At 59.7% G+C, this 22,626-nt stretch carries 15 protein-coding genes; 4 read left to right on the forward strand and 11 right to left on the reverse strand.

What is annotated here, in order from left to right; genetic code table 11:
* Positions 1-236: 236 nt before the first annotated feature.
* Positions 237-2,321: a right-handed parallel beta-helix repeat-containing protein gene (locus JNN07_00255; protein MBL9166152.1), complete on the reverse strand. Its 2,085-nt coding sequence runs from the start codon at positions 2,319-2,321 to the stop codon at positions 237-239.
* 423 nt (positions 2,322-2,744) lie between these two features.
* Between JNN07_00255 and JNN07_00260 the strand changes: the two genes are divergently transcribed.
* The 4 genes from JNN07_00260 to JNN07_00275 all read left to right on the forward strand — a co-directional run bounded on the left by JNN07_00260 (position 2,745) and on the right by JNN07_00275 (position 7,229).
* Positions 2,745-3,632 carry a hypothetical protein gene (locus JNN07_00260; GenBank protein ID MBL9166153.1) on the forward strand — a complete coding sequence of 296 codons (888 nt, stop codon included), beginning with the start codon at positions 2,745-2,747 and terminating at the stop codon, positions 3,630-3,632.
* Entirely contained in the window at positions 3,629-4,570 is a 942-nt protein-coding gene (locus JNN07_00265) for a hypothetical protein (GenBank protein MBL9166154.1), read from the forward strand. The genes JNN07_00260 and JNN07_00265 overlap by 4 nt, the downstream gene beginning before the upstream one ends.
* A 5-nt stretch (positions 4,571-4,575) precedes the next feature.
* Positions 4,576-5,754 (forward strand): hypothetical protein, encoded by a 1,179-nt coding sequence (locus JNN07_00270; protein ID MBL9166155.1) that lies wholly within the window; start codon positions 4,576-4,578, stop codon positions 5,752-5,754.
* A 179-nt stretch (positions 5,755-5,933) separates the two neighbouring features.
* Positions 5,934-7,229 carry a hypothetical protein gene (locus JNN07_00275; GenBank protein MBL9166156.1) on the forward strand — a complete coding sequence of 432 codons (1,296 nt, stop codon included), beginning with the start codon at positions 5,934-5,936 and terminating at the stop codon, positions 7,227-7,229.
* 275 nt (positions 7,230-7,504) lie between these two features.
* Here the strand turns inward: JNN07_00275 and dps are convergent, their stop codons facing one another.
* From dps to JNN07_00325, 10 genes are all read right to left on the reverse strand, one after another.
* Positions 7,505-7,999, reverse strand: a complete 495-nt coding sequence (dps, locus tag JNN07_00280; GenBank protein ID MBL9166157.1) for a DNA starvation/stationary phase protection protein Dps — start codon at positions 7,997-7,999, stop codon at positions 7,505-7,507.
* 2 nt (positions 8,000-8,001) lie between these two features.
* Positions 8,002-9,885, reverse strand: coding sequence for an amidohydrolase (locus tag JNN07_00285; protein ID MBL9166158.1), 1,884 nt, complete (start codon positions 9,883-9,885; stop codon positions 8,002-8,004).
* A gap of 79 nt (positions 9,886-9,964) precedes the next feature.
* Positions 9,965-10,513, reverse strand: coding sequence for an antibiotic biosynthesis monooxygenase (locus JNN07_00290; protein MBL9166159.1), 549 nt, complete (start codon positions 10,511-10,513; stop codon positions 9,965-9,967).
* Between the two features lie 70 nt (positions 10,514-10,583).
* Positions 10,584-11,261 (reverse strand): hydrolase, encoded by a 678-nt coding sequence (locus JNN07_00295; GenBank protein ID MBL9166160.1) that lies wholly within the window; start codon positions 11,259-11,261, stop codon positions 10,584-10,586.
* Between the two features lie 53 nt (positions 11,262-11,314).
* Positions 11,315-12,148, reverse strand: a complete 834-nt coding sequence (locus JNN07_00300) for an alpha/beta hydrolase (protein ID MBL9166161.1) — start codon at positions 12,146-12,148, stop codon at positions 11,315-11,317.
* A gap of 59 nt (positions 12,149-12,207) precedes the next feature.
* The gene (locus JNN07_00305) at positions 12,208-12,963 is read right to left on the reverse strand and encodes a glucose 1-dehydrogenase (GenBank protein ID MBL9166162.1); all 756 of its coding nucleotides are present in this window, start codon (positions 12,961-12,963) and stop codon (positions 12,208-12,210) included.
* 33 nt (positions 12,964-12,996) lie between these two features.
* Complete coding sequence (locus tag JNN07_00310) at positions 12,997-13,827, reverse strand: alpha/beta hydrolase (GenBank protein ID MBL9166163.1); 831 nt, start codon at positions 13,825-13,827, stop codon at positions 12,997-12,999.
* Positions 13,828-14,095: 268 nt separating this feature from the next.
* Positions 14,096-14,653, reverse strand: coding sequence for a sigma-70 family RNA polymerase sigma factor (locus JNN07_00315; GenBank protein MBL9166164.1), 558 nt, complete (start codon positions 14,651-14,653; stop codon positions 14,096-14,098).
* 50 nt (positions 14,654-14,703) lie between these two features.
* Positions 14,704-17,853, reverse strand: a complete 3,150-nt coding sequence (locus JNN07_00320) for a serine/threonine protein kinase (GenBank protein MBL9166165.1) — start codon at positions 17,851-17,853, stop codon at positions 14,704-14,706.
* Positions 17,854-18,160: 307 nt separating this feature from the next.
* Positions 18,161-22,129, reverse strand: a complete 3,969-nt coding sequence (locus tag JNN07_00325; GenBank protein MBL9166166.1) for a hypothetical protein — start codon at positions 22,127-22,129, stop codon at positions 18,161-18,163.
* Between the last annotated feature and the right edge of the window lie 497 nt (positions 22,130-22,626).

Below are 22,626 nucleotides of genomic sequence, written 5' to 3' on the forward strand. Positions count from 1 at the left end.
GGTTCCTTGAGTCGGGTGATGCAAATCTCCGAAGCCGGTGGCATCGCTGCGCGATGCTCCGTACTTTTAACAGTTCCGGGGGTGCGAGCACCCCCGGCTAGATCTCTTTGAACCCGGCGGGTTCGGGCCCTGCCGGCAAAGTGTGAAACGCTGACATCGCCCAGCTTGTTTCGTGCGCATTTTTGGAGGTAAATCTGAGAGATTTCTGCCGCTTTGCCTCCCCGGCGGATCTGGGCTCAGCGCACTCGCTCCAAACGACGCCGCGCTGCATCATGGCGCAGACCGATTTGATCAAAGGGAATGGGACGGAAACCTAACTTCCAGGCCGGCGAATTCTTGGGAAGCCGAAAACCATCGGCGGCCGCGGCAACCTGCGAGCCATCAGAGCTTACGAAGTTGTCACGAACCTCAAACGATTCCTGCTTGGCATGCCAACCCGCTTCAAACCACTTTCCGACACACACGTTCCTGACCAGCGAGTTACCTTCAGCTGGCACTCCGACGAACGCCTCGCGATCAATGACCGCCCTGCCCGGCGCTCCGTAGTACGCGTCCAGCGTCTTCATGCCCGGATAGCGCTCGCGGTAAAGCTCCAATGGAACGGCCGCGAGTTGCTGTCGCATATAGTCGTTAACCATGTTCCGCCACACTGGGGTTCGATCCATGCCGCGGGCATCAGCGCGGACGGCGGGATCGCAGTCGACGAAAAGATTGTTCTCCACCCGATGATCGCGTCCGCCGCCAATGAACATGGCCCAATGGACTTTATAGAACACATTGCCGTACACCTCCGTGCCGCTCACACAATCGTCCATATAGACACCCATCGATCCCATTCCAACTCCGCCGGTCTCATGAATGTAGTTGTGACGAATGCGATTACCTCGATAGGAGTAGTCGCGTCCGGTGTAGATCGCGCCGACGTCGCCGGTTTCCTGGGCGATGTGGTGGATGTCATTGAACTCGATCAGGTGATCATTGCCGGTGAAGAGGATCGCGCAGTGGGGATGATCGTGGATCAGGTTGTGCGACACCCGGTGCCCTACCCCGTTCAGCAAGACTGCCGGCACGTAGCACTTCGACCAGCGACCCTGCCTTTGGAAGTGGCAGTTCTCGACGAAATGTCCCGCAGGGGAGAGCGTTTGCCGGTCTCCGCCACCGAGCGACACCCCGCCATCGCCGGTGTCGAAGATGTCGCATCCCACCACTCCATGGTCAGTCCCGCCACTCACGCTAACGCCCAGGTTGCCCAGATTTCGGAGCAGACAGCTTTCAATGCGATTACTCTTCCCAGCCTTGATCTCAACGCCACTGCCACGAGTCGCCTCGATAGTCAGCCCCCGCGCGGTAACGAACTCAACCTCAGTCAGGCGGATCACGGGTTGATCCATCAAGGAGAGAATCGTCTGCCCGGAAACGATCGGGGCCGGCGGCCAAAAATAGAGCGAGCCGCTCGCATCATCCAAAAACCATTCACCGGGTTGGTCCAGTTCTTCCAGCACGTTCAGAAAATGGAACCGCTGGCTGGCGCGAAAGCCGTAGAGTCCGTGAGGGGGCGCGGTTTGAATCAGGCGTCGATCGAGGTCCAGCCTGGAGACGCGCTCATAGGAGTTGGCCCAATCCCAAGCCCAGTAGCCATGCACCCACACATGACTCGTGTCACGCCAACGGCGCGGCCGATCGCCCGAATACAAAAACCCACCCGGAAGCTCTCCGATATTGCCGCCATGATCATCGTTCTTGCCGCTCTCTGTGGGGAAACCTGCGATTTTTTCCCAGGTCCCTTCGTTCGGCCAACGAGCCAAAACCATCGGTCGTTGCTTGAAAAACAGCTCGCAGTGGGAGGGAGTCGTGGAACGGGCAAACCCACGCGACTTCATCTCACCAAAGCGGGTGATGCCGAGCGTTCGCAGATTCAGCTGGAGGACCTGCCCGCGCGCCGAGGGGTCCAGGCGATCCAGGATTGCCTCATCTCGCAGAGTTTCGAAGCCAGTCAGGACCTGCCCGCCCAGCAAGCGGACCCTCTCATTTCGGTAGGCGCTCCAGACCACGGGAGCAGACACGGTTCCTGAATCGGCCTTGGTCAATTCGAGGGCATTGGTGCGTCGATAGTCGCCGCCGCGCAGCCAGACGGTCACGTTGCCTGGGCCGCTTTTGCGCGCTCGCACCGCGTCGCGCGCGCGCTCCAGGGTGGCAAACGGTTTCTCCTTCGTTCCTGGGTGAGTGTCCAGGCCTTGGGGCGCCACAAAAAAATCAGCCCTCAACGCGAGAGGACTGGTTATCAGCAGCGCGCTGATGAAGAGCAATCTTCGGATGTTCATGGTGAGTGCAACCGGTGAAGAGCAGAGTGTGGTTAACTGGCAAGAAGTGCAAGGCGCCTTCGTCTCTCTGAGTGCCCGATCCGGCAGGATCTTCTCCCCTTCAGGCATCGCGTCCTTTGCGTCCTTCGCGTTCCAACACGTCGGCCGTCCCCGTCGGAATGGTCCAGAGGGGCCGGCACGGCCCACGCTACCATTGTAAAGTCGGCCGTGTCGGACGAGTCCCCGCCCCGCGTGCGCAGTGGGTGTCCGATTTCGGGGGCGACCCTATACGCCCATAGTCGTATGGCGCCTAGACATCCACTCAGGCTAGGCTCAACCCATGTCGTACGAGACGTCTAGAAACAGGGTTGGACTGCCAACCTCTCCGTCCCCGGAAATCGGTAGCGAATTCCTGGCAGGCGTGCCGTGCAGAACTCCCATCCGATGAGACCATCGCTCTATCGGGCAACCCTCGCCTTCCCATCGCTTGTCCCCGAACGTGGACTCCTGAACCAAGGATCCCTGTCGGAAACTCCCGCTGCGCAAGCATCTAGACCTGAGTTTGAGACCAAGCCAGCCTCCGTGCGTTTCGCTCTGCTGGCGCTGGCGAACACGGATGACTCTCTCAACCAAGAACATCCGATCAATGCCAAACTGCGCAGCCAGGGTGCCGGCACAGTGCCTATGGTCATTGCCACCGACGAGATGGAGAAGTTCGCCATTGTGGTGGCGCGCTCGGTGTCTGCCCAGTTCCGCGTGCCATTCGGATGGCATGTGATCGACAATGGCGAGCAGGTGCGCGTATTCGAACCGGAAGAGAGAGTTCAGATCCGAATGCAGCGCAAGTCTCGAGAAGGCCGGGATAACTCGGCGATTTTCGATCAAATCGAGACCGAAATTCGAGCCAACTCGGCGTCTCTTCAAAGCGTTCGGATCCAGGAAGGTAGAATTGATGTGCTCGGGCTGAGAAGACTCACTCGCGGAGATCACGCGCTCGAGCAGTATCATCTCTTGACTCCGATGCAGCAGAAGCACGCCGTGCTCCACGCCTGCGTGACCACGGTACCAGCTCGCAACACGTCCGCCCTCAACCTCGCCGAACTCATCCTGAAAAGCTTGGACTTCAAGAGCTTCAACGGCGGGGAGGCGTCTCCTGGCGCCGGGAGCCGGTTACCCTCGCCGAAGGCGCATCGCAAAGGCATGGTGCGAGCACTTCAAGCCAAGGGTTCGGTGGACCTGGCACGGAACGAAGCGGCCGAGAGAGAAGCTCGATCTGATCGTTCTCACGACTCAGCAGCCACCTTCACGTCTTCCGGAGCCACAAGTCTATGATCAAAGTCCTCTTCTGGCTGTTGGTGGCCATTGACGCCATTGTTCTGGTGATCTTCGGACTCTTGGGACTCGCCGCCGCAGGGCCATCGCGCACGAACCCCATTGCCGCGCTGATGATCCCCTTCTTTATCCCCGGAGCAATCCTCTTGGGCGCGGTCTGGCTTTTTCTCAGCGTCCAGGCCCCTGGAGCTCGCGTTCTTGCCCTGCTGATTGCGGCGTCGCCCCTCCTCTTCGTAGTCGGCAGCCAAGTCGCGGGGCGGTGGCAACTTAAGGGGTTCCGCGACGCGTCCGGAAACATCCGGCAGTTCCGTTCCGAAAGTTTGCGTGCCATCGAGACGGCGATTCTGGCCAACGATGCCGGCGCCGTAGCGACGGCCGCACGCGGGGCAGCCGAGCTCAACACGCCCGGATTGTCGGGAGCAACTGCGCTGGTCCTGGCGTTCCGCCAACTCCGCAAGTCGCCTGGTGAGCTCGACGTGATCCGCGCTCTGATTGCGGCCGGGGCCGACCCCAACGTGAGCAAGGTCGAGCTCCCTCTCCAGGTGGCGATCGGCGAGAGCCGAGCTTCAGGGCCGGAGCCGGTGCGGCTCCTGCTCGAAGCGGGAGCGAAGCCCAATCAACGCTCCGAAGGAGGAGGCCCGGTCTTCTTCTTCGCGGGCGGCGCGGGAATAGATGTGGGCATCCTGGAGCTTCTGCTTAAACATGGAGCGGACGTCCGGTTGAAGGACGCCCAGGGCCGCAGCGCCGTGGTAACTGCGGCTATCGTCGGCAACTGGCCGGTTTTGGAGCTGCTCCTTCAGCGAGGGGCGCCATGGCAGGACCAGAAGGGGACTGGTGGATTACCCTTCCTCAACTTCATAGAAGTAGAGGCAAACAAGGTCCCGCCACAGACCGCCAGCACGAATGGACTGGCGAGGGTGATGGCGCTGCTACGTTAGTGAAAATGACCCTAGAGCAACAAGAGCAACTCAAGCAGTTCCCCCTGCCCTTGCGACGCCTGGTTGAAGCCGAGCTCGCGATAGGAAATCTCATTCTCGAGATCGGCCACAGCCACCCCGCCCCGCCGGCGGGGGCGTTTGTCAAACTTGCCAACAAAATCTCCACCCATCCCCGCACCTCGGCGAACGGTCTGGATTTTTACGAGCGGAACCATTCGGGCTACTCCGGTGAGTTCACGAATTCTCAGCGGTTTTACTTCGTCCTCGAGCCGCCAAATCCGCCACCCGAGGAGCCGGACATGGATACCCTCCGAAAAGCGCTCGAGCCGAAAACATCCCTCTCCGAGAACTCAGGTAACGCCGCTGAAGTCCCTGAAAAACGGTCGGGAGGCAGCCTATCAACATCCAGCTCCCCGAGGAGGGCTTCTCGCCATGGCACGTTCTCTGACCTCGTCTCCAAAAAGTCTTCCACGAGAGCGACGCCCCTTTCTCTGGCAGAGGAGCCTGGAAAACTCGTTTACCACCTGCACTTCCGCGATCCGCGCCCTCCGCACGAAATCCAGCACGCATTGGAACGCAGTCTCATGACGCTGTTCAGCGGAAGCCTGGAGAACCACCGGCTGTTTTACTGTGCGGACGCCAAGGCCGATGGTTGTCACTACCTATTTAAACTCGATTTTTTGGCGGCATTGCCGAAGGAGAACTGCTACCTCCTTCGGACGGAGGTTTCCCGGAAAGTCGAAATGGCTACGGATCCTGAGTCCATGAAGCGCCAGTCGGCGAGCTGGCTAGACGTCTGGACACGCGAGCTGACTCCGGCTGCGCCTCCCAAACGGATCCCAGAGCCGACGGAGCATTACCAGGCCCTGTGCCAGAGTGCTTTGACAGCCGAAGCGCACCTGACCTCCGTCCCTGCGATTCAAGGGGCCATCATCGAAGGGCTTCGGCGCGGCGGCCGCTTTACAACCTCCCATAAAGAGGGCACCACTAACATCTACTGGCGGATTGACCGCTATATCCGCTGCGACGAGGGCGATTATTCCGATATCCACGCCTACACCGACGAGTCGGAATTCCTGACCATGTTGCGCCGCTTCACCGACTTCCAAGTGACGCGTCGCAGCCAGGGCTTGGAGCGGCCGGAGTTTGACACCTGGAAACTCATCCTAAGGCTCCTGCGCTAGCACCCCTTCGAAAGGGGTTCACAAGAACAGCAACGTCCGCGCACCGCCTCTTGCCAGTCCTTCCTCAGACCCGTGGGATCCGCATCCTTCGTGGGCAATACGTCTGTCTTCGCTTCCGCACACTTTTTCCTTGTGTGTCACTGTTCGCGAACCATTCTGAGGCAGCCTTTAGAACCACCATGCCTGAAGTCTCGACACCGGCCTGCGGTAGACTCAATCGCCGCGAGTTCATCCAACGATCCGGCGCTGCTCTGGTGGCGTCGGGTCTGACTGCCTCGAGCGCGGCTGCCGAGGTCGCTGCATCTCGGCCACCTCTCCGCCCCAAGACAGTCGCCGCCGTCGTCACGGCCTATCAGTTCGGACTGCACGCCGATGTCCTCGTGGGGAAAATCCTCGAAGGCTGGAAGCAGGATGGTGGGCCCGGCCCGGCCCTGCGCCTGGCGTCCTTGTATGTGGATCAGTTTCCCGAAGGAGATCTGGCGCGTCCCATGGCAGCCAAGCACCAGGTACCCATTTTCACATCGATCGAGGATGCCCTCACGCTGGGACAGCATCGAATCGCGGTGGATGGAGTCATCAGCATCGGCGAACATGGCGAATACCCTTGGAATGCGAAGCAGCAACACCTCTATCCCCGACGACGGTTTTTCGACGCCATAGCCGCCACTTTCGAAAAGTTCCGGAAAGTTGTGCCGGTCTTCAACGACAAACACTTAGGCCCGGAGTGGCAAGATGCCCTGTGGATGTATCGGCGTGCGAAGGCGCTGAAGATTCCGTTCATGGCGGGATCCTCGATGACGGTTGGATTCCGCGTGCCCGACCAGAACCTCCCGATGGGTTCTAGACTCGAGGCGGTCGTTGGCATCGGATATTCCGGTTTGGACATCTATGGGAGCCACGCGCTGGAGCTGCTCCAATCGGTGGTCGAACGTCGGCGTGGCGCGGAAACGGGGGTCGCCTGGGTGCAATGCCTTCAGGGGGAGGCGCTGTGGCAGCACTTCGATTCCAAGGACTTTCGTCGGGACTTGTTCGATGCCGCCTTGGCGATCACTCCCCATGCGGCTGATACCGATGTTCGACGCTGCGCCGAAGCCACCTTGTTTCGGTTCCAATATCGTGATGGGCTGCCGGCGGCGGTGTTAATGCTGCCCGGGTTTGCACAAGGCACCGCAGTGGCGACACGCGTTCGAGGTCAGACTCAGCCGTTCGTCATCCGTTTTGACGAGCGCACCCAGCCCCGACATCCTCATTTCGCCTACCTGCTGAAGGGAATCGAACGGATGATCCATACGGGCCGACCCCAGTATCCCGTGGAGCGAACCCTACTCACCACCGGCATTCTCGACCGTGCGCTGACGTCGCGGCTCGAAGGACAGACACGCCGAGCGACGCCCGAGCTTGCCATCAAGTATCGGCCGGTGGACTACCCACACGCCCCCAACCCCGCATTGGATTCAGATCCGCGGGTGACTTAGCCCTCGAACCCTCGTTACAGTCGTCCATGCTGATCCCAGAGGCCACGCTAGACGAGAACCCAAGACCCCCGGAGTGAAGCGCTGTTCAAACCGCTGTCAATTGCGCTGCTGCTGCCAACCGCCACCGAGCGCCTTGTAAAGTTGAACGATGGCGACCAACTCGCCCACCCGCGCTTGCACATGCGCGCGTTGAGTCGGATAAAGTTCCTGCTGTGCCTGCAGGACTTCGTAATAACTCGAACGGCCGCCGACGTAACGTTGGGTACCTAAAGAGCTCAGTCCCGCGACTGCACATGCGCTTCGACCATCCAGAGCAACTTATCCACGCCGCGCGAAATCCCGGTGAACAAATCGGCCGTGTCCGCATCCCCAGCTTTGGAGGCGGTCTCGGTGGCGGCGCGAACGGCTGCGCCAACTGTGGCCAACCCGCGCGACAACGCCTCGATGTGCGCTTTACCAGAGATAGCGTTGACCGGATACATGGGGAGTCGCGAGTGGGTCGCAATGATCTGAACCGTTCCCCGCGCGGAGCCCCCTAACGCCACGGCACGTTCCGCGATATCATCGCTGAATTTCTCAACCTCCTCCGCGATCTGGTCGAAAAGTTCGTGCAACGCGATGAAGTGCGGGCCTTTCACATTCCAGTGCGCTTGCTTGCTTTGCAGACCGAAGTCCAGCACGTCGGCTAGATTCTGGTTGAGCAAATCAATCATCTCGCGGCGAATCATCTCGCTTAGATCATTCCTGGTCGGGTGGAGCTTCGATTTCATAATCAGAAGGCGGAGCAATCACAACCCAGACCGAAGAACCCACCGTAGCGGTTCCGGGCAGCTTCGACGCCGGCCAAAAGTTGATGCGCGGCATGCGAGCAGCCGTGTTCGTGACAGGTTGAGTTGTGTTGGTGCGCTGGCACCGGAACCCCAAAACGAGCGGACTTGCGAGTATCCAAAGGGGCGCCATAACCGCCAAAAACCTTCACCGGCGACCACTCGGGCAAGACTGGAATCGCTGGCGGAGAATGAGGCGCAAACTCGCCTGTCGCGTGAACGATCCTTCCATCCACAACCGTGAGCACTGATTCGATGGCTTTGATCTGGTCGTCGGGAACGGAGAAATAGTCGTCGCTGAGCACAACCACGTCAGCCAACTGGCCGACGGCAATTGCTCCCTTCTTCCCACTCTCCGTCGAAAACCAACTGCTGCCCAACGTAAACAGCCGCAACGCCTCCTCGCGACTGAGGCAGTTCTTCTCCGGATACATCGGGACCCCACCCACCGTCCTTCCCGTGGTGAGCCAGTAAAGTGTTACCCACGGGTTATAGCTGGCGACCCGCGTCGCGTCGGTACCTGCGCCCACGGGCAAGCCCAGGTCCAGCATCCTTCGAACAGGTGGCGTGTGTTCGGCTGCCGCTTTGCCATAGCGCTCCATAAAATACTCCCCCTGATAAGCCATGCGATGTTGCACCGCGATGCCTCCGCCCAGCGCCCTCACGCGCTCGAGGTTGCGTTCCGAGATGGTCTCACAGTGATCGAAGAACCAGTTCAAGCCCATGAACGGAACATCCCGATTGACTTCCTCGAACACGCTCAAGAATCGCGTGATGCTTTCATCGTAGGTCGCGTGTAGGCGGAATGGCCATTTGTTCGCGGCCAACATGGATACGACGTCCTTCAACTCTCGCTCCAGCGTCGTGTCCAGTTCAGGTCGTGGTTCCAGAAAGTCCTCAAAGTCGGCGGCGCTGAACACGAGCATTTCCCCCGCGCCATTGCAGCGGAGGAAATCATCGCCTTTACCCGGGCCCGTCATCTTGATCCAGCGTGCGAAGTCCTCCCTCTCCTGTTTCGGCTTCTGTGTAAATAGATTGTAGGCGATGCGGAGGGTTAGCTCGCCGCGCTGGTGAAGTTGGTTGATAATGGCGTAGTCGTCGGGGTAATTCTGAAAACCGCCGCCCGCATCTATGATACTTGTGAGTCCAAGCCGGTTCAATTCGCGCATGAAGTGACGCGTCGAGTTCAACTGATGTTCGGGCGGAAGCTTCGGTCCCTTGGCAAGTGTAGCGTAAAGAATGGTGGCGTTCGGCCGCGCGATGAGCAGGCCGGTCGGATTGCCGCGATGGTCGCGCTGAATCTCGCCCCCGGGCGGATTGGGGGTGTCCTTGGTATAACCGCAAGCGCGCAAAGCCGCTTGATTCAGGAGCGCCCGACAATACAAGTGCAGGATGAACACCGGAGTCTCCGGCGCGGCGGCATTGATCTCCTCAAGCGTTGGCATCCGACGCTCGGAGAATTGAAACTCACTCCAGCCCCCGACGACTCGAACCCATTGTCCTGGCGGCGTGCGTTGGGCTTGTTGCTTAAGCATCCGCAATCCGTCCGCCAAGGAAGGGACACCGTCCCACCGCAGCTCCATATTGAAGTTCAATCCCCCTCGAATGACGTGCAGATGGGAGTCGTTAAGGCCCGGGATGACCCGACGTCCACCGAGGTCGATCACCTTCGTATGGGGCCCGCGTTCGTAGTCCGCGTCGTCGTCTAAGCCCACAATGCGACCGTCTTTAACCGCCAGGCTGGTGGCCCCGGGTCTATTTGGATCGAGAGTCGACACCCGACCACCCCGCAAAATCAAATCCGCCTGCCTTTTCTTGTTACTTTTCATAATACAGCCTCCCAAAGTCCCGGTCAGCGCGGCCGCGGTGACCTTCATGAATCGACGTCGTGATGGGTTGCGGTTCACGTTAAGGGGGTGATGGTTCGTTACGTGGATGCAACCAACCGTGCAATAGCCGCGTCACCCAAGGCATCACCACCCAGGTCAGAATGGCCACCACACAACCATTGAAGACCGCGCTGCCTATGACAAAATGCCAAGATCGGATGACGGGACCCAGGATGAGATTCAGGGCCATGGCCACCGGAAACACCCCTAAAAAGGTTACGACGGCCATCTTCCACTTCGGCGGCGGGAGATGCGGAGAGCGAAACCAGGCCTCCAACCCGTGCAATGAGCGGTGCGTCCAGGAATTCGATTCCGTCAACGGCTGGCACCTTCTCTCCCAGTTCTTAAAGAGGGACGAGGAGTAAAAGGCGTCGCGGTCCTGCTCATTGGCGAATGTGCGCAGAATACCAAACTCTCGCGAGTCGGAGCCTGGGGGTGGCACAATCATGGTGGCCCCCATCACACCGTCGTGGGCAAATGACGCCTGAAAGAAGTCACGGAGCGCTTCCTGAAACTGAGTCTCGCATCCAGGCTTCACACGACGGCTGATGGCAACATGTATGGGCATACGATAGGCCTCCCGATTAAGACCTGCGCGCGAGTGGGTTTCACCCACCCGCGCCGACGTTCTCCCGGGATTAGTGGCCGCCTTTCGTCGGGACGACCTGCGGTCTCTGGGCCGACTGCGGCGCCTTGTGGACCATGGTGTAGGCGTATTCCACTCCCGCGCCATAAGCCCCACCTTGCTGCTTGATCAAGCGCATCAGGGCATCGTAATGCTCACGTCGGGCCCAATCGCGCTGCCATTCAAGCAGTGCGGCAATGGTGGTGAGCCTGATGGCACCGGCCTGAACCATCCGCGACAGCGCGGCCTCGTGGGCGACTTGAGAGGTGGCGCCGCAGCAGTCTTCGACGACGTAAATGTTATATCCCGCCCCCAACATCTCGATGGCCGGCCAGGCGACGCACACCTCGGTCCACAACCCGGTCAACAGAATGTTCTTCTTGCCGGTGGCCTCGACGGCGCGCCGAAAACCCGCATCATCCCACGCGTTCATCGACGTCCGCTCGACGACTTCCTGACCCGGGAACACATCCAGGAGTTGCGGCCAGATGTAGCCACTGAAGGACTCCGTCTCTACCGAAGAGAGAATGGCGGGCACCTGAAATTCCTTGGCCACTTTCGCCAGGAGCGTGACGTTGTTGATCAGTGTGGCGCGGTCGATGTTCGACACGCCAAAGGTCATCTGTGGCTGATGGTCAATGAACACGACAGCGCTGTCGTGTGCGGTATATAGTTTGTGATAGCTCGGCATATTACTTTTCCTTTCTATGGCTTGGTTTTTTGTGAGAACGGGCGAGGAGATGGTCAGAGCTGAACTGTGCTCGAAGCTGGAGTCGAGGGTTGCTTCGCATGGGCCACGGCCCAGTTGAGTGAGTAATCGGCGACTTCCTCCCACCCCTTCTCCGCGATGATGTAGTGGCTCCGATTGGAGAATTCCCGGTATTCGACGACGGCTGAGCTCGATCGGTATTTCGAGAAGTTCTTCCGATTGAGCGCCGCTGGCATAATGACGTCTTTCTCACCACCGACCAGCAACAGCGGGGCGCGGGCACTGTTGGTGAAGTCGATGGTCGCGTGGGAATTCGGGGTAACGTTGGACAGAGCCGCCTGGAAAATAGAACGCCCCGAGGCGGGAATGACTTCGCGTTCGTATTCCTGACGGGCATCCCTTTCGGACAGCGTGTTGGCAAATACCCTCCACCACTGCGTGAAGCTAAAGAGGAACGTTCTCCTAAACGTGCCGGGCTGCAGCAAGGCGGGCGTCAACGCGAGATAAGTTGAAAGCGGCAACACGATAATTCCCTTCGGCGGCACGGAATCAATCGCCACCCCCGCAGCACCCAGCCCCTTATCAAGGAGCAACTGTGTGATGAGTCCGCCATAGGAATGCCCCATGATAATCGGCGGTTCGGGCAGGCGGAGAATGATCTTCGAATAGTGGGCCAGCACTTCTTCGATTCCGATGCCATATAATCCCGATGGATTTCGCCGCATGGCCTCGACGTCCTGATTGATGCCAGGCCAGGGGGATGCGATCACCTGGTATCCGAGCTCCTCGAAACGGCTTTTGAAGTTTCTCCAGCTGCTGGGAGTCACCCACAGGCCGTGGATCAAGACAATGGCTGGTCGGTCGTTCATGGTTCAAGGGGGTGGAGACTTCCTGGAGGCTGTTAAAGAGGGAGCTCGGGTTCGTGGTCTCAACGAAATCCCCCGGTGATGAAGAGGGATTCGCCCGTGATCATCGCCGAATCGGAGCCGGCCAGAAAGACAACAGCCGGCGCGATGTCCTCCGGCAGGCAGATACGGCCCAAAGGAGTAGCGGCTTCCGTTTGCTTGCGAAAGTCACTCCCCGTGATTCCCGCCGTGTGGGTGCCCTCCGTTTCAACCATGCCAGGATTAACGGAGTTAACGCGGATTTTGCGCGACGCAAGCTCCTTGGCAAGGCAGCGGGTCACTGCGTCCACCGACGCTTTGGTAGCACTATAGACCGCGCCACCCGGCGTGCCCCACGTGCTGACAATCGAGCTGGTGTTGATGACACTTCCGCCTTCGGGTCCGAAGTATTTAAGTGCTTCCTGAGTTGTAAGTATCAACCCCAGCACATTTAGGTTGAATTGCTTGTAGAAGAGTTCTTCGGAGACGTTTTCCAGAGGCGCGAACTCGTAAATCCCGGCATTGTTAACCAGGATGTCAAGGCGACCAAATGCCTTCTTTGTCTCCGTGAACAGACGCTGTATCTCAGCCTTCTTTGCAACGTCGGCCTGCACGGCCATCGCCTTGCCGCCGGCGCCAGTGATGTCGGCGACGACCTTATCAGCGCCGGCCTTGCTGGAAGCGTAGTTAACCACGACGGAAACGCCTTCCGCTGCGAGATGCCGGGAGATCGCTGCGCCGATACCTTTCGACGCGCCGGTGACAATGGCGACTTTGCCCGAAAGTTTGTTTGAGTTCATGTTGGTAGTGGGTGGGGGGAGGGGTTGCAGGTTCTAGGACTTTGCGAAATCGAGCAGATCTTGATTGAGCTGCTCCTTGCTCGTATCACCCAGGCTATGCGAGCCGCCCGGGTAAATCTTGAGAGCGCCATTTTTGATCAGCTTAACCGACAACCGCGCTGACGCTTCAACGGGAACGATCTGATCATCGTCGCCGTGGATCACGAGCGTCGGCACATCAAATTTCTTGAGGTCATCGGTGAAGTCGGTTTCGGAAAAGGCCTTGATGCAGTCGTACCCATTCTTATGCCCGCACATCATCCCTTGCCTCCACCACGACTGAATCAGCCCTGGTGAAATCTTCGCGCCGGGACGGTTGAAGTTGAAGAAGGGACCACTGGCAACATCTAAGAAGAATTGCGCGCGGTCCTCGAGGTAAGCGCGGCGAAAGCCGTCAAACACCTCCAGCGCCAGACCGCCAGGGTTGTTCGTTGTCTTCAACATAATCGGGGGCACCGCGCCCATCAGAACGGCCTTGCCGACGCGCTTGGTGCCATGCCGACCAATGAACCGCGCCACTTCCCCGCCGCCCGTCGAATGACCCACCATCATGGCCGCTTTCAGATCGAGCTTCTCGAAGAGTTCCTGCAAGTCATCAGCGTATTGGTCCATGTGATTGCCGTCCCACGGCTGACTGGAACGACCGTGCCCACGCCGATCATGCGCGATGCAGCGGTAACCGTGCGAAGCCAGGAAAAACATCTGCGATTCCCAAGCGTCGGCCGACAGCGGCCAACCATGGCTGAAGGTGATGGCGGGGCCGTTCCTTGGGCCCCAATCCTTGTAGTAGATCGTGGTACCGTCCCTGGTCGTCATCGTGGGCATAGTTAGATAGAGCTGGGGGTTTCGAATTGCATCGGGTTCCACAACCGCGAGTCGCATCGACGATCGCGTTCACTAAGTAAGGCGAGATTCTCCGCCAGAAAGGCCAAGGCAGGACAAAAAATGTTTATGCAGCTGAAGGGAGGCTCATCCTCGACGGGGGAAAGAGAATCTGGGGCTGGCACGTCGTTGGAGAGGCAGGCGGCTCCAATCCCCGGCCCGGAGACCGCCCGCGCCATCAGGGGGAGCGTGGCGGTGACGAAAGGATAATCTAACGGCCCCTACGCATAGCGTCGAACAGCCAGGCACGGGCGAAGGCCCAATAATTTTTGACGGTCGAAACGGAAAGATTCAGCGTCGCTGAGATTTCCTCATTGGTCAGCCCTCCAAAGTAGCGGAGCTTCACCACTTGAGCCTGGACCGGATGTTCTCGCACCAATGTTTCGAGCGCCTCATTGATGGCCAGCAACTGATCGTCATCGGCGGGAGCCACCAGTCCCGTTTCGTGAAGTTCCACCCGTTCATACTGGCCGCCGTGTCGCTGGGTTTGACGCCTCCTGGCCCGATCGATGAGGATCCGACGCATGGCCTCGGCGGCGGCGGAGAAGAAATGCGCACGATTTTGGAACTTTCGGTCACCCGTGCCAATCAGCTTCAACCAGGCTTCATGGACCAACGCCGTGGGTTGGAGGGTATGACCCGGCGCCTCCTGAGCCATTTTGTAAGCCGCCAGACGTCTCAGCTCCTCGTAAAGGAGATCGAGCAACTGATCGGCGGCTCTGGGATCGCCATCCTCGATCGCGCTCAGCAACAGCGTGGCGTCGCTCATATTCACGCATGAGGATTGCACTGCGGATGAGAGTGGCAATGACATTCGTGTTACAGTCTCTTGACGTTATTCCCAGGCGGAGTTGAGTGGAGCAGAGTTTGCGCTTCGTCCAATGCGATGCGAGCCATCAACCTGGCTGTCCAGGAGGAGCCAAATTTCTCCAGCCCGTGCTCCGGAGAGATATGCGGGGCCAGTGCCTCCCCCTTCGCGAGCAAGGCGCGCGCTTCCGCCGGTCGCCCAAGGTGCCAGTTTCCCATCGCGAGAACCGCGCAGGCGTGGGCGCCGGCGTAGTCCGAAGAACCGGCGAGCGCCCTTTCGGCCCAAGAGATGGCCTCGGCATAGCGCGCCAGGCGGTAGGTGGACATGGCTTTGGAGACTTGGAAATGCGGCAAGGAGGCTGTCTCCCCGCTGCCCCGGCTGATCGCGATGTCAGCCAGCCGGTCCATCCGCTGCAAATCCACGCCGCTGGCGGGCAGCAGCAGACAATCCATCGCCATCCGCTGCGCCCAATAGGGATTCTCGGTGTGGGGGAACGTGGCGACAATCTGCTGGCACAGCTGCTCGTAGGCCTTCAGGTCGCCGGTGACGACCAGCAGCGGAGCGAGCATGTGATAATAATAGTGCTCCCCCGGCTGATGTTGGACACACAGCATCACGTCGGCTGCAGCCTCATGCCATAAGCCCTGGCGTCCCCGGAGATCAGCCCGCTGGACCAGCAGGGGGACGCTGGCCGGCTTGCTCAGCAAGGACGGCGTGAGTGCTAGCGAAAGCATCCGTTCTGCCTCTGCGAGCTTCTTCTGCTCACGCAGGGCACGGACGAGCCCTTCTGTCTCCGCAACGGTTTGAGGGTCTTCATCCCCGTATCGCTGGCGTATCAGTTCCAGACTCTGGCGCCGGACTCTCTCGACCTCCAACCAGTCCCCTTCCTTCTCGAGCACGGAGCTCAGGCCAATCAGCGTGGCCACCACATCCGGATGATCGTCGCCCAACAGCTTACGTTGAATGGAGAGGGCGGCGTTCAATATGGCATGGGCTTCCGGGACATCGCCGTTTCGCCGCCTGCGCTCGCCGAGCAGGTAGATGGATTTGGCCACATCAGGATGATCATCACCTAAAACTTTCCTCTGAATGCCAAACGCCTCGGTCTCCAGCGCTTCCGCCTCCGTGGATTCGTCCCCCACCACCCACGCCAGATCGGCCAACGCTCCCGCGACCAATGGATGATCGTTGCCCAGCAAACGACGGCGCATGGCCAGCATTTCTCGCGCAGCGTCCTCGGCCTCCGCACGCTGGCCGCGTTCTGCCAGGATTATGCAGAGGTTCCTCAGGGAATCAGCCACGTCGAGATGCTCGTTTCCGAAGAGCCGTCGACGGATCTGCAGGCTCAAACGGGTAAGATCCTCCGACTCGCGCAGTTTCTTCTGACGTCGATACACCGCGCCCAGGTTGTTGAGCGTTGAGGCCACATCTGCGTGGTCGCGTCCGAACCGCTGCTGGCGGATGTCGAGAGCCTCCTGATACGCGACTTCGGCTTCGGCCAGTTTCCTTTGCTTCCACAGCGCCATCCCCAGATCGTTAAGCGCGGAGGCTGCTTCGGCGCTGGCTGGACCGGCAAGCCCGCGGTAGAGGGCCAGGCCCCGACGCGCCATGGCCTCCGCGCCTTCATAATTCCCGATCTCCAGGAAGAGCCGGCCGATCAGGCTTCGCATCTCCGCCTCCACCGCCGGCTGGTTGCCCAACTGCTCGCCGATCTGCTGCGCCGTCTTGTCCAGAATCTCGCGGAGCATCTCGGTGTTCCTGCCCCGAGCCACGGATGGCCCAACCCCCTCAAGCATGTTCTTGAGAAAGCGGGTCGCCTGCCGGCTTCGTGCCTCCTCGGTCTGCGCCTTCAGCCGCGCCTGTCGTTCGTTGCGTAGCGAAGCGGTCACCATCGCCAGGCTCGCCACGACGAGCACGGCAATAATGCCGATGCCCACGGAGAGCAACTTGTTCCGCTGGATCGCCTTCTTGAACTTATACAGCTTGCTGCAGGGCCGCGCCGAAACAGTCTCGTTGGCCAGGAAGCGTTTGACATCGAGAGCCAGCCCATTGGCGGTTTCATAGCGACGCGTGCGATCCTTATCGAGCGACTTCATCACAATCCAATCCAGATCCCCACGTACGGACCGGATGAGATGCGGCGGCTCGGATCGTCGACGCTGAGCGACCGTTGTGAGATCGGCCGCCACCATGGTACTCAGGCGTGTCGAAGGGCGAGCGGGTTCGACTTCGCGGATCACTCGGCGGATTTCATCGAGACCGGACCTCAACAGCGCCGCACCATCGAACGGCGTGGAGCCGGTCACCATTTCATAGAGGAGCACGCCGAGGCTGTAGATGTCGGTCCGTGTGTCCACATCCGCACTGGAGAGGGCAGCCTGTTCGGGGCTCATGTAGGCCGGAGTGCCAATGAGCATCTCAAACGCGGTGAACAGCGTCTTATCGGTTAAACGCTGATTGGTGGTCGCTTTGGCGATTCCAAAATCAATCACTACGGGCAGCGGCTGTCCCTCCACCGTACCCGTAACCAGGATATTCGAAGGCTTGAGGTCGCGGTGAATGATGCCCTTCTGGTGGGCATGCTGCACCGCCTGACACACTTGTACGAACAGCCCCAGACGCTCCTCGGTGGTCAACGAATTCTCATCGCAGTATTCGGTGATCTTGGTGCCGCGGATCAATTCCATGACGAAAAACGGCCGGCCGGACTCAGTCGCTCCGGCATCAAACACTTTGGCGATATTCGGATGATCCATCAGCGCCAGCGCCTGCCGTTCTGCCTCGAAGCGGGCGATGACGCTCTTCGTGTCCATACCCGGCTTGATGATCTTCAGGGCGACGCGACGTCGAACGGGCTCCTCCTGTTCGGCCATGAACACTACCCCGGCACCCCCCTCCCCGATTTGCTGCAACAGCTTATAGCGGCCAATCCGGTCCCCTGGTTTCTCTCCAATCGGGTGAAGGTTCCTAAACCCGGGATCCATCGGCGGCTGTTCCATGAACTTGCCCGCCTCCAAATCGGCGCGCAGCAGGGCATCGACCCGTGCGCGAAACGCCAGGTCGTCGCCGGATTCACGTGCTAGGAAGGCCGCACGCTCCTCGGGCGGCAATTCGCGTGCTGCTGCGAACACAGCCACTTCCCGGTTGGCTTTGTCATTCATGAACGTTAACGGCAACTCGCTGGCCGGTTTTGAGCCGGGACGTTCCGCAATCTTCAGCGGATGCGCCCATCAGGATAAAAGCGAGATTTCTCTGCGGATAGGACAAATCTTCAGCATCCAACCTAATCCAGTTGAATCTCAGACGCCGAATCAGAAGCGAATGGACGGGAATGCAACCCCGTTGAACCAGCCTGAATCTCTTCTCAAGCGCTTGATTTTCAACGAACAGACAAACGCACTCCTGGGGATCAGGGATGCCAGCGTGGGCGGGCACCCCGCAGAACGACAGGCTAAGTCCGACGGCCGGCTAGGGACCACGGGTGACGTTGCGGACCTGATCGATTTCCGCAGGTGTCAGAGCGCGGTTGAACAAGGTGATCTCATCCAGCAGGCCATTGAGTTTGTCACCAAGGGTCGTCCGCGCACCAAGGATTCCACGAGGGAGGCTAATACTGGCCGGCAGGGTTTCCATGTGACTGCCATTAAAATAGAGGGACGTGCTATCCGAAGTGCCAACGAAGGCAACGTGGGTCCAGGTATTCGCCGGAACGGTGTGGGCGAAGTAATAGTCGGCCACACCGAACTGCGTGAAGCCGACCACGCGCGAGGGGCTGGCAAATTGCTCCAGCTTGAGGCTGGTGAAGTCGTCAGCGAGGAGAGCGGACGAAGCATCAACGGCATCCTGACGTCGGACCCAAAAACAGGCCGTCCATGGCACCGGCACAGGTACCCCACCCAAGGAGAGCAATTTGCTGACCCCGTCGAAGCCAAAGGCTTGGCCTCGTTGGCCGTCTGCAAATCCCAGGTCATTGACGGGCGTGCCGAGAATACCACCGAAGCTGTCCGCATAATTGTTATCCGCCGGCCACCAGTTGATAAGGCCGGGGGGCAATTGTTGGGCCGAAACCGCGCGGTAGAAACGGTAGGGTGGCGCGATACTGTTTGGTTCAGAAAGTTGCCAGACGCCGGAGGCATCAGCAGCGACGATGGAGTGGTAGCGCCAGAGCACCAAATCAGTCGAGGCCTCGATCGCGATGTTCGCATTGGCCGGTCCGGTGCCGGTGATCAGAACGCCGTTGGGAGACTGAGTTGCGACCTTGGTGATGCGCGCCACGCCGTTCGTAGGATCGGAGTAGACTTCCACGGCGAAATCGTCAAGACCGTGAGACTCCCACAGGCCACCCGTACGGGCCCCAATGCCGAAGCGCGCGTTGAGCAGCGGGGTATAGCCGCGCACGGGCAATCGTGTGAAGATAGGGCGGCATCGGTAACTGACGTCGAGCGTGGCATCGGCGTTGAGACGGATAGCCACATCGGCAAAGTCACCGTTAAAACCAGGCAGGAAGTCCAAGTCGGTCGCGTAATGAGCAATGACATCGTCGCCCCATTTGACGTCGATGGCCGGAGCCTCGCCGAAGCCATTGTCGAAGGTGTCAAAATTCACGCGCAACCCGCCGCCATCACCTTCCTCGCCGCCGAGAAAGATTCCGTTGGGGAGATCGGTCGCCCAGTTGAAACTGAAACCATCCGCCGGAGGGAATGTGCCCGGCTGAATGCGCAGCTTGAAGTTGGCGGCGAACCCGCGAACGAGACGTCCGGGAGCAAGATCCGAGGTAAGGAAGCTCCCATACTGGTCGCCCATGTTTTGGTTCAATTCGAGGACTCCCGTGCCAGCATCCAGAGCGGCGCTGCCGTAGATGGCAGTGCCGGCCGGCAGACCAGAATTGAAGTCGTAGGTGGCCGTGGGGGAAACCACGGCGATGATGGAAAGAGAGGCGATAGAGCTGGTGACGCTCACAGTTCCGACCGTCACGATGACACGGTACTCGGCGCCGTCGTCGGCCGCCGAAACAGGTGGAGTGTTCAGGACGAATCCTTCGGCGGTTCCCGGCAGATTGACAAAGGCACCGGCGCCCGGACTGCGCCGCTGCCATTGGTAGCTCGCGGCCGCCGCATTGGCACGCACTTCGAATCGGACGCTTTCGCCCAGGCAGGAGGCCGCGCTGGCGGGCTGCAACTCGATCAGCAAGGGTGGGGTTGTGAAGGTGATGTCCTGCCCGGCGCTGGCGCCAAGTCTGTTCTCAGCGACCAAACGATAATGATAGACCGTGGCGGGTTTCAGGTCGGGGACTGCGATCTGCACAGGCACTGCCTTAAAAATGTCCGGCCCTAACTCGCCGGGCACCGAGGAACTGCCGTAGCTCCGGGTGAGCCCGTACTGGAAGAAATAGATCGTCGGGACCCCTCCGGGATGCAAAGTGCCGGTGAAGGCCGCTCCATCAGAGAAGACATTCGTAGCTGCTGTCGTTACCGCCACAGGCGGGGTCAGGTTCAGGACTTCGACCGTGGCGGGCGAGCTGAAGACGTAGCCGCCCGGGGAAGTGAGCTCCACCCAATAGTTGGTAGTGGCGTTCAGGCTAGGCGTGACGAAAGGATTCGTGGTGGCTCCGGAGATGGGAAACTTGTTCCCACAGGACGAGCCCGCGTACCATTGATAGGAAACGCCGGCAGTAGTCCCGCCGACCAGAAGTGTGGCCTTCTGGCCACGGATGATGTTCGTACTGGCCGGCTGGCTGGTAATCACCGGGGCGGGATACAGGGTCACCAACCCAGGTCCGCTGACGCTGACATTGAAGGTGCCCACCTCACCGGCACTGGAGCCGCTGACGACGAGGTAATAGAAGTTGGGGCTTGCGTTCTGATTGAGGGTAAGGGAATCCGCACCCAGTGCACTGAGGTTGACGAGGGGATTGTCCGGCTGGAAGATGGCTTCATAGAGTTGCAAGCGCCCAGCGAAGCCGACGGTGGAGAGCGAGAAGGTGTATGAACCGCTGGCGGACGCGCGATAAACGAATGTCTTATAGAAGCAGCTCTGGCCGCTCGAGACGCCAGCCGAACTCGGCCGAATGAATGTCCGGTCGCAAGCTGTCAGCGCACCAGCCTGCTGAATCGGACTGGTGCCGACAAAGACCGTTGCCTCACCGGAGTTGTTTGTCACTGTGGGAGTAACCATTCGCACCCAGTAGGGGGTGTTCGCCGTCAATGCAGGAGTCGTGAAGGTGAACCCGTTGGCTCCCGCGATGGGGTTGCTGATGTCCCCCGATCGTCCGCGATACCACTGAAGGGAGAAAGGAGAACCGCAGGTGGCCGACACTGCCAAGGTTGCGGTCTGGCCTGATAGGATGGTCGTGTCGAGCGGGCTCGACAGAAATTGCGGAGGCAGGGATGGGAGTAAGTTCACGATGGAAGGGCCACCTCCGATCGCACCGGAGAAGGCACCTCCCGGACTCGGCCGACTGATGACGAGTTCGAAAGTGCCGACGGCATAGTTCCCATTCAACAACCCCCATCGGTTGGCGTTGGGCTGCTGAGGATCAAAGGCGCCCTGGTAGGTGGTGAGTGTGAAACCAGGCGGGGTGGTGAACACGTAGTTGCCTTGCTGCTGGATCTGGAAACGCTGGACGGCAAACAGATCTCCGTTCTGCAAGGTGCAGCCTCCCGGCGTCAATGCGCCGGAATAATTCGCGTTCGGATTGCCGGTTACCGTGACGTTCACCGTGCGACTCGTCACCGAACCGCCCGCGCCCGCCACACGGACCCAGTAGCTCGTGCTGTTGATAAGCGGTCCGGTGTTGTAGTTGGGCGTGGTGGCCCCGGCGATGGGCAGCGCTGTATTGCCACGTGGTCCTCCGAACCATTGCCAGGTGTGCGGGAGCGGACCGACGCCGTACACCTTCAAGTCGGCCGAATTCCCGGATGCAATCGTGGCATCCAAAGGTCCAAAGCGTATCTGGGTGGTCGGGATGGGAGTGATGGTGATATTGCCCGGCCCCGAGATGCTCGCGGAATAGGTGCCGGCATCCCCGGTGTTCGCGGCGCTGAACACGACCTCAAAAATGGAATTGGCGACCAACGGTTGGGTCCACGTGACGGTACCGGGTGCGCCTGCGACAACGCCATTGGCCCAGAAGTTAACCCCTGGTTGAGTGGGGTCGAAGGAGCCTTGGTACAGGTTAATCGTCCCGCGGAACCCGATCGTGTTCATCGTGAACGTATAATTTCCCGCCGGCGCTCCGAACGTGCTGAACTGGTAGGCGATGAACGGCACGGTCTGACCGCTGAACACATTGATCGTGCTCATCCGGTTCCAGGTGTAATTGTGCCTCGAATCCAGTGGAGTTCCGGCCGGCGCGAAGGCTTGGGCGGCGCGGGCACCCGGTGCCGACAGGCACCACAGCAAAAAGGCTGCGATCGGGACAAATAAATTACGTTGCATGAAATTGTCGAGGTTTGAGGCCTGTAGTGGTTGCCGGTGATTTCCGTTCGCCCAGGAGGTTCGTCGCGTGGAACATCAAGCGACTAAGGCGATCTGGTAACCGATGCTCCGAGCAACTGCGAGGTAAATCTTCGTCGGCATGACAATGTCACAATGACTCATTGATGTGAGGGCGGTGTCCGTGGAACTGACTAGACTCATCCCTTCCAGCGGAGGAGCGAGCGCGCAAGTCCCTTTCGAAGCGCCATTCTCAGCATCCGTCTTGGACAGTGTGATTCATCCTGGTGGTGAACGAGCAGTGGGTCATGAATCGAGCCACTCGTAGGATTAGGCTGGCTCTGTCGGCGGAGGTTTCTATGCTGCTGGGCAGATATGTCAATGTTCCGCATGTGTTCGCCGATGGTGTCCACCCGGGCTATCGGCACAGTTATTGGCTTATGGCTTGCACTGGGCAGCCGAATCGCGTTTTGCCATCAGAACCCGCCAGAGGACCGGCT

This window comes from Verrucomicrobiales bacterium (genome assembly GCA_016793885.1).
Classification (GTDB): Bacteria; Verrucomicrobiota; Verrucomicrobiia; order Limisphaerales; family UBA11320; genus UBA11320.

Excerpts from the sequence above, each read along its gene's own strand:
- JNN07_00255 (MBL9166152.1), bottom strand. The coding sequence starts at position 2,321 with ATGAACATCCGAAGATTGCTCTTCATCAGCGCGCTGCTGATAACCAGT.
- JNN07_00260 (MBL9166153.1), top strand. The coding sequence starts at position 2,745 with ATGAGACCATCGCTCTATCGGGCAACCCTCGCCTTCCCATCGCTTGTC.
- JNN07_00265 (MBL9166154.1), top strand. The coding sequence starts at position 3,629 with ATGATCAAAGTCCTCTTCTGGCTGTTGGTGGCCATTGACGCCATTGTT.
- JNN07_00270 (MBL9166155.1), top strand. The coding sequence starts at position 4,576 with ATGACCCTAGAGCAACAAGAGCAACTCAAGCAGTTCCCCCTGCCCTTG.
- JNN07_00275 (MBL9166156.1), top strand. The coding sequence starts at position 5,934 with ATGCCTGAAGTCTCGACACCGGCCTGCGGTAGACTCAATCGCCGCGAG.
- dps (MBL9166157.1), bottom strand. The coding sequence starts at position 7,999 with ATGAAATCGAAGCTCCACCCGACCAGGAATGATCTAAGCGAGATGATT.
- JNN07_00285 (MBL9166158.1), bottom strand. The coding sequence starts at position 9,885 with ATGAAAAGTAACAAGAAAAGGCAGGCGGATTTGATTTTGCGGGGTGGT.
- JNN07_00290 (MBL9166159.1), bottom strand. The coding sequence starts at position 10,513 with ATGCCCATACATGTTGCCATCAGCCGTCGTGTGAAGCCTGGATGCGAG.
- JNN07_00295 (MBL9166160.1), bottom strand. The coding sequence starts at position 11,261 with ATGCCGAGCTATCACAAACTATATACCGCACACGACAGCGCTGTCGTG.
- JNN07_00300 (MBL9166161.1), bottom strand. The coding sequence starts at position 12,148 with ATGAACGACCGACCAGCCATTGTCTTGATCCACGGCCTGTGGGTGACT.
- JNN07_00305 (MBL9166162.1), bottom strand. The coding sequence starts at position 12,963 with ATGAACTCAAACAAACTTTCGGGCAAAGTCGCCATTGTCACCGGCGCG.
- JNN07_00310 (MBL9166163.1), bottom strand. The coding sequence starts at position 13,827 with ATGCCCACGATGACGACCAGGGACGGTACCACGATCTACTACAAGGAT.
- JNN07_00315 (MBL9166164.1), bottom strand. The coding sequence starts at position 14,653 with ATGAGCGACGCCACGCTGTTGCTGAGCGCGATCGAGGATGGCGATCCC.
- JNN07_00320 (MBL9166165.1), bottom strand. The coding sequence starts at position 17,853 with ATGAATGACAAAGCCAACCGGGAAGTGGCTGTGTTCGCAGCAGCACGC.
- JNN07_00325 (MBL9166166.1), bottom strand. The coding sequence starts at position 22,129 with ATGCAACGTAATTTATTTGTCCCGATCGCAGCCTTTTTGCTGTGGTGC.